Genomic DNA, 5,796 nt, shown 5'->3' on the forward strand with positions numbered 1-5,796 from the left:
TTTGCAATCCAAGGGGGTTGTATTGGTTTTCCTTTCATATATTGCTCAAGCATAAAGGGATCAATAAAAACAGCTCTCTATCATAGAAACAAAGATCTTATCTATCTTTTAGGACCGGAACAAGGTGATGCAGAAAAGTATTCATCTCCAATAGCCGTGATGACTTCGCTTCTTATCTCTTTCCCGGTTAGGAGTTTAAAGGGGATATACACTAATGTTACGTGCCCACTCCTTCTCAGAAGGTTCGCAAGGTATCTAAGTATGGCCTCTATTTTGAATGGAAAATATGATGAAATAGCAAAGAAAATTGAGAAAATAGCTAGTATCCCTGGGAAATTTCCAGCAACAGAAGGTTTCAGCGATAGGCATGTGATAGAGGGGTTGGAAAAGGCTGTCCTGTGCGAGGAAGTCTATGTAGCTAAAGATTTGATCGATGAGAGAAATGAGGTGAATGAGCTAAGGGATCTAATAGGTCTAGATAGCTCTGAGAGTTTGATATCCTTACGCGATGATGATGCAAAAGGTCTTATGGATAGATCCCTGATAAGAATAACTAGGATAAGAATAGATAGGGATAGGAAAACTGTTGAGGGAGGAGGGCTCTGGACGGAGGAGGCTGTTCCAGCAGGTGCAGTATTTGCTACAGTGTTCCTTGGATACAGCAAGGAATATTTGAAGTGGGATAAGCTGAGTAAGCTAAAAGAGTATCTAGGGGATAGGGAACCATGGGACGTGGTGCTAGATAATGTTAGATATCTGATAATAGGAGGGGATGAGACTATTGGAAGAGGTATTGTAGAGCTTAAGGAGGTATAGTGATGCAGGAGAGAGCTCTGAGTAGCCCTGAGGAGAGGGCTATAAACGATTTCAGGCTCGTATACAGGCTCTTCCAAGAGATAGCAAAAGTCTCCGACAGGAAGGATTTCGGGAAGTCTTTTAGAGCTAGAGCAAGGGAGATGCCCTCTCTCTTATATGAGGTTGGAGTAATACCTGCTCTAAGTTTTATGTATGCGAAAACTGATGATGCTGATAAGCAAGTATATAGAATTTTTGTCGATTTTGTAAGAAATATCCAGATAACCCCTGAAGATTCGAAGAAGCTCAACTCAACGGAAGGGGGCTATGCTGCTTACCTCTATTTAACTCTCTTAGAAATAAAGCGGCTTATGCCTGAGAAAAACATGGATCCAAGTACTCCTATCTCTTGTATAGATGCTCTAATAGGCTTTGGAAGAGTTCCGGTAATCCTTCCATCGCTCCTCATGCCATATTTGCTTGAGATAAAAAGGCTTGCTGAAGCCGTTTTCCCATCAGAGTAAAGAGGTGGGTGGATGAACGATTCTTCCTTAACTGATTTCTTTCTCTTAAAGGTAGCGGCTCTATTCCATGACCCCCCTGATAAAGCATGGTGTCTTAGAAGGAGAGAAGAGCATGAGAGCTGGGCAAGAGAACTAGCTGAGATAGCATTATGCGGTACCCCTCTGGAGAAGGCTGTTGACTTATTATCGGATAATAGGGTGGATTATGCGGATAGGCTTGCAGCTTCCGTTGATAGAAAGCTTCTCGGCTTACTGATAGGAGATAAGAGAGGGGCACTACCGGAGAGAGCCATAAAGCTGAAGAACCCCATTGATCCAAGGATAGAAATCGATTTAAGTGATAGGGATATACAAAAGGAAAAGGTAGTAAAAGTGATGGAAAAGCTCAATGGAGCATTAAAGAAGATAAAGGATTTAGGAAAGGCATACTTCGCTCTTTATGGCTTGTATGAGCTCATCTGGATAAATGAAGGTTTGCCCTCAGGGCCAGCTGATACGAGAATACCAACCCACACGATATTTGATCACCTCTACGCAACTGCATCCGCATTAAACTGGGTGTATGGAGAAAAAGGCCTCCTTCTATACATAGATGTAGCTGGGGTACAGGACTTCATAGCCCAATCTAGAAAACTCAGAGATCTATGGGCATCAAGCTATATGGCATCAGTTCTTCTATGGAGTACAGTGCTCGAACTCATTAGGTTGTATGGACCGGACATAGCCCTAATCCCGACGTGCAGATTCAATTTCTTCTTCTATTACGACCTGGTGAACATGATACCTGAGATAAAAAAGGATGTGGAAGGGATGTTGAGCATCATATATAGTGGATGGTCTTTTCCCAGGTTTGCTATAGTTCCGGCGTCATCGACGCTCATGCTCCCGCCTATTGAAAGAGATCCAGAGGATCTCGTAAAAGAAAACTTCAGGAAGAAGTGGAAGCAATTCTGTGATGGAGTATTGAACTCATCTGCACCTGATTTACAGCCCCTATTGGAGAAGCTTCAGGAGAGTAGGGAATATGGATTTGTCGAAAACCCACCCCTCGCGATAAGGGTTTCCAGTATAGAGTTCTCCTTAACAGATCCTTTCGCATCTTACAGCGATGCGTTTGATGAGGTAACGAGGAAGAATAGAATGAAGAAACTGCTGAGAGAAGATCCGGCGTGTATGCTTTCCTTAACCAGAATAACAACTGAGATATTCAATGGAAAAAGAAAGCTACCTACTGAAAGAGGGTTTGAGTATTGTACGATGTGTGGAAAGCTTCCATCAATAATCGATGCACGTAGAGGAGAGGGATACGAGGAAGAAACGAAGAAAGTGGAAGGTCTTAAAATCCTCTTAGGGGAAGGGGAGAAGCTCTGTCCATACTGTCTCATAAAGAGGGTATTCTCCTTTAGACCTGGAATAGCTCTGAAGGAGATATTAGGGTATGGAGCTGAGGTAGAAATAGAGAAATATCCCTCTCTAGCGGATTTCTCCACCTTCAACTTTAGGGATGGTATACTTTCATCAGAAAGGTTGGATGAGCTGTGGAAGGATGAGGAAGTAAGGAGGCTTCTAGAAGAAGCTATGAAAATCCCTGAGGAAAAGGCTAAGTTGCAGAAGTCTTACTGGAGATATCAGGAAAAGAAGTTTAAGGAGCTTAGCGAATCTAATATGGATGTTGAATTAAAGAAATATCTTATTAATTTTCTCTTCATCGAGTCGGAGGATATTGTACTTGGAAAAGAAAAAAGATATTTCTGGAATCAGGTGAGAAGAAAGCTTAGGGAGAAAGGTCTCTCAATTCCTTCAATAAACACATATTATGCGCTGATAAGGGCTGATGGAGATGATGTGGGGAGAATTATGAGAGGAGATCTTAGCACTTTGGGAGTGAAAATAGAAGACTATATCATTAATTCATTCGAGGGGGAATCGAAGAGGATAGTATCTGAGATTCTGAAGAACAATGTAGGTTTAGCGAAAAATGTTGCAAAAGAGAAAGGCATTGATGAGAATAACATAGACATTGTTACTAAATTCATGAATGATATTAAATTGAGAGGGAAACTGCCTGTTAGTATATCGTACCACGTTTCTATCTCAAGAGCTTTGATGATAGCCGCTCTAAACGATATAAAAATAGTAGAAGAAAACAACGGAGTCATCATATATGCGGGAGGAGATGATTTTCTTTCCGTAGCACCTGTCAGCTCTGCAATTAACATCGTTGATAGGAGCAGGTTAGCATATGGAGGTTTTACGAGAGAGCCTTATGACTGTAGAACCATGAGATTCCATAAGCTCAATAACTACTACGTGCCATCGATGGGAGATGCGGGGAGAAGCTACTCCCTCTATATTGCATACTACAGGTATCCACTTTACGAAGTGATAAAGGATTCTGCTTCAAAGCTTGATGAAATAGCGAAGAAGTCAGCTTGGATGTATGAGGGAAGAGAAAGGAGGAAGGATTCCCTCGTCATAACATACTCGGCAAGAGGTTCAACGGAGAGCGCTGTTCTCCCTCTCTCAGTGAAGAGACCTGAGTTCACCCTTCCAAATCTCACGTTATTCCTAATGGATATGATTTCTATGATTTCATTAGAAAAAATTTCAACAACGTTGCTTTATGAAGCATCGGGAGGGAGTTTTATTAGAACAGTGGAGAGAGCATGGAGGATGAAGGAAAAGGGTATTTTCGAGAAACTAATAAGATACTTGATAGAGAGGCATCTACAGGAGAGAGTAGAAGAGAAGAGAGATGTTCTCCTAGATAGGATAATAAAGACCGTAAAGGAGAACGAAGAAATAGTAAGGCGTGATCTACGTGAAGGAGCTGAAGAAAGTCCTCTATTCATCGAGTTTTTCAAGTCCTGCAGACTTCTCCATAGCGGTTTAAGGGGTGATTAAATATGTATAGGGCTGTTTTAAGGGCTCTTGAGCCATACCTCTTTAGAGGGCCAGGGGAGTTCGATCCTAGTACAAGAGGAGTTTACTCCTCTGCATACTCTCTCCTCGCACCAAGTCCATCGACAGTAGCAGGAGCTATTGCAACAACATTCAGATACGTTGATACAAGCTCTATGGAATGGGATGCTGCTTATCTGGTGGCTCTCAGAGGAGCGAAGCTCAGGGGGCCCTACCTCAAGAGGGGGCCCATTTATTATGTGGAAAACAGGATTAATGGTATATTTCTGAGGTTAGATGATGTTCAGGATTATTCAATTATTAGGAGGAAGCAACTCTACGGGGAGGTAAGCGAGGAGAAGGAGCTAGAGAAGGAAGAGGGGAAATTCGTTAAAAGAGGGTTTGTGCCTGAAAAACTCCCTGTTGTGGGGATAGGATTGAGAATGAGGACTGATATGAGGAAGATAGCTGATGAGGAAGGAGGGCTTATCTATACAGTAAGCTTCATAGACTATCTGTCAGGTAGGGATGTCGACATAGATACTACAATCGAATTTGACATAATATCTGAGGAAATGAAGGTTGGAAGGCATATAGTGAGGCTGGGGGGAGAGGGAAGGGTATCCATGCTTGAGATATTGGAGGTCGATGACTACATATACAGAATTCCTGAAGATGCTAATCTCCTTTATGTATTATCTCCTATCCTTTATGAGACAGGAATTGGATTCATGGAGAAGTTAAAGGAGGATTTAAAGGAAGCTGGTGAAATCAAAGTTTATGGAAAGGTAGAGCTTCTGGGTGCTGGATATAGTGAGATTAGAAGAAGGAGAAAGCCAATCTATCAAGCTCTTCTTCCGGGAAGCGTTATAAGCCTTGAAAAAAGCATAGAGGGAGGAAAAATATATGAGGAAGGGATAGGCATTGGAAGAGAGATGGGTTTCGGTTCTGTTATCCCTATTAAGGTGATAGGGGGATGAATGTTACTCTCAGACTGAGGAGTGAAAGTTGGCTCCTTCTTGGTGGATATGACACTCAGTTCCATGAAGATGATCCTCTGAGGACTCAATCTCTTAAGGGGCTCTGGAGATACTGGTTAAGGGCTTACATAGCAGGGGCTCTCTATGAGGCTGGGAGGCTTAAATGTAGAAGGGGGGAGAAACGCATATGCGAAGCAGAGGTAAGGGATATATGTGAGAAAACTGGTGAAATCCTAGGTAGTCTTAAATCAGCTTCAAAGTTCAGGATAGTCGTAAACAGGGTCTCTCTAGGCGGAAGAAAGTATAGAGATATGAGAACTGCTCAGAGGATAAGACTTCTCTCTCTCAGAAGGGAGGGAGGGGGGATAAGCTATGGAGAAGGCTTATCTGCTGAGATAAGAATAGAAGAATCTTTCCATGTTAAAAGGATTGATGAGGATGAGAGGAAACTTGCATTAGGCTCCCTTCTCACCGCTTTATCCCTGAATGGACTAGGAAAGGGGGGCAGAAGAGGCCTAGGCACATTCTCGGTAGAGGTTGATGGGCTTGAAGGAAGATTCCTGAGGAATAAAAGGATTGATTATAGTGCAGTAAGA

General features: G+C 42.4%; 5 protein-coding genes. All 5 read left to right on the plus strand.

What is annotated here, in order from left to right:
• A partial coding sequence (gene cmr4, locus D6D85_RS02870) for a type III-B CRISPR module RAMP protein Cmr4 (RefSeq protein WP_125670573.1) occupies positions 1–816 on the plus strand: 816 nt, incomplete at its 5' end.
• A gap of 2 nt (positions 817–818) precedes the next feature.
• On the plus strand, positions 819–1,319 hold the full coding sequence (gene cmr5 / locus D6D85_RS02875) for a type III-B CRISPR module-associated protein Cmr5 (RefSeq protein WP_125670574.1): 501 nt from the start codon (positions 819–821) through the stop codon (positions 1,317–1,319).
• 12 nt (positions 1,320–1,331) lie between these two features.
• The gene (cas10, locus tag D6D85_RS02880) at positions 1,332–4,223 is read left to right on the plus strand and encodes a type III-B CRISPR-associated protein Cas10/Cmr2 (protein WP_125670575.1); all 2,892 of its coding nucleotides are present in this window, start codon (positions 1,332–1,334) and stop codon (positions 4,221–4,223) included.
• 2 nt (positions 4,224–4,225) lie between these two features.
• Complete coding sequence (locus D6D85_RS02885) at positions 4,226–5,200, plus strand: type III-B CRISPR module-associated Cmr3 family protein (RefSeq protein ID WP_125670576.1); 975 nt, start codon at positions 4,226–4,228, stop codon at positions 5,198–5,200.
• A partial coding sequence (gene cmr1, locus D6D85_RS02890; RefSeq protein ID WP_125670577.1) for a type III-B CRISPR module RAMP protein Cmr1 occupies positions 5,197–5,796 on the plus strand: 600 nt, incomplete at its 3' end. The genes D6D85_RS02885 and cmr1, both read left to right, overlap by 4 nt.

This window comes from Candidatus Methanodesulfokora washburnensis, assembly GCF_003947435.1.
Taxonomy (GTDB): Archaea; Korarchaeota; Korarchaeia; order Korarchaeales; family Korarchaeaceae; genus Methanodesulfokora; species Methanodesulfokora washburnensis.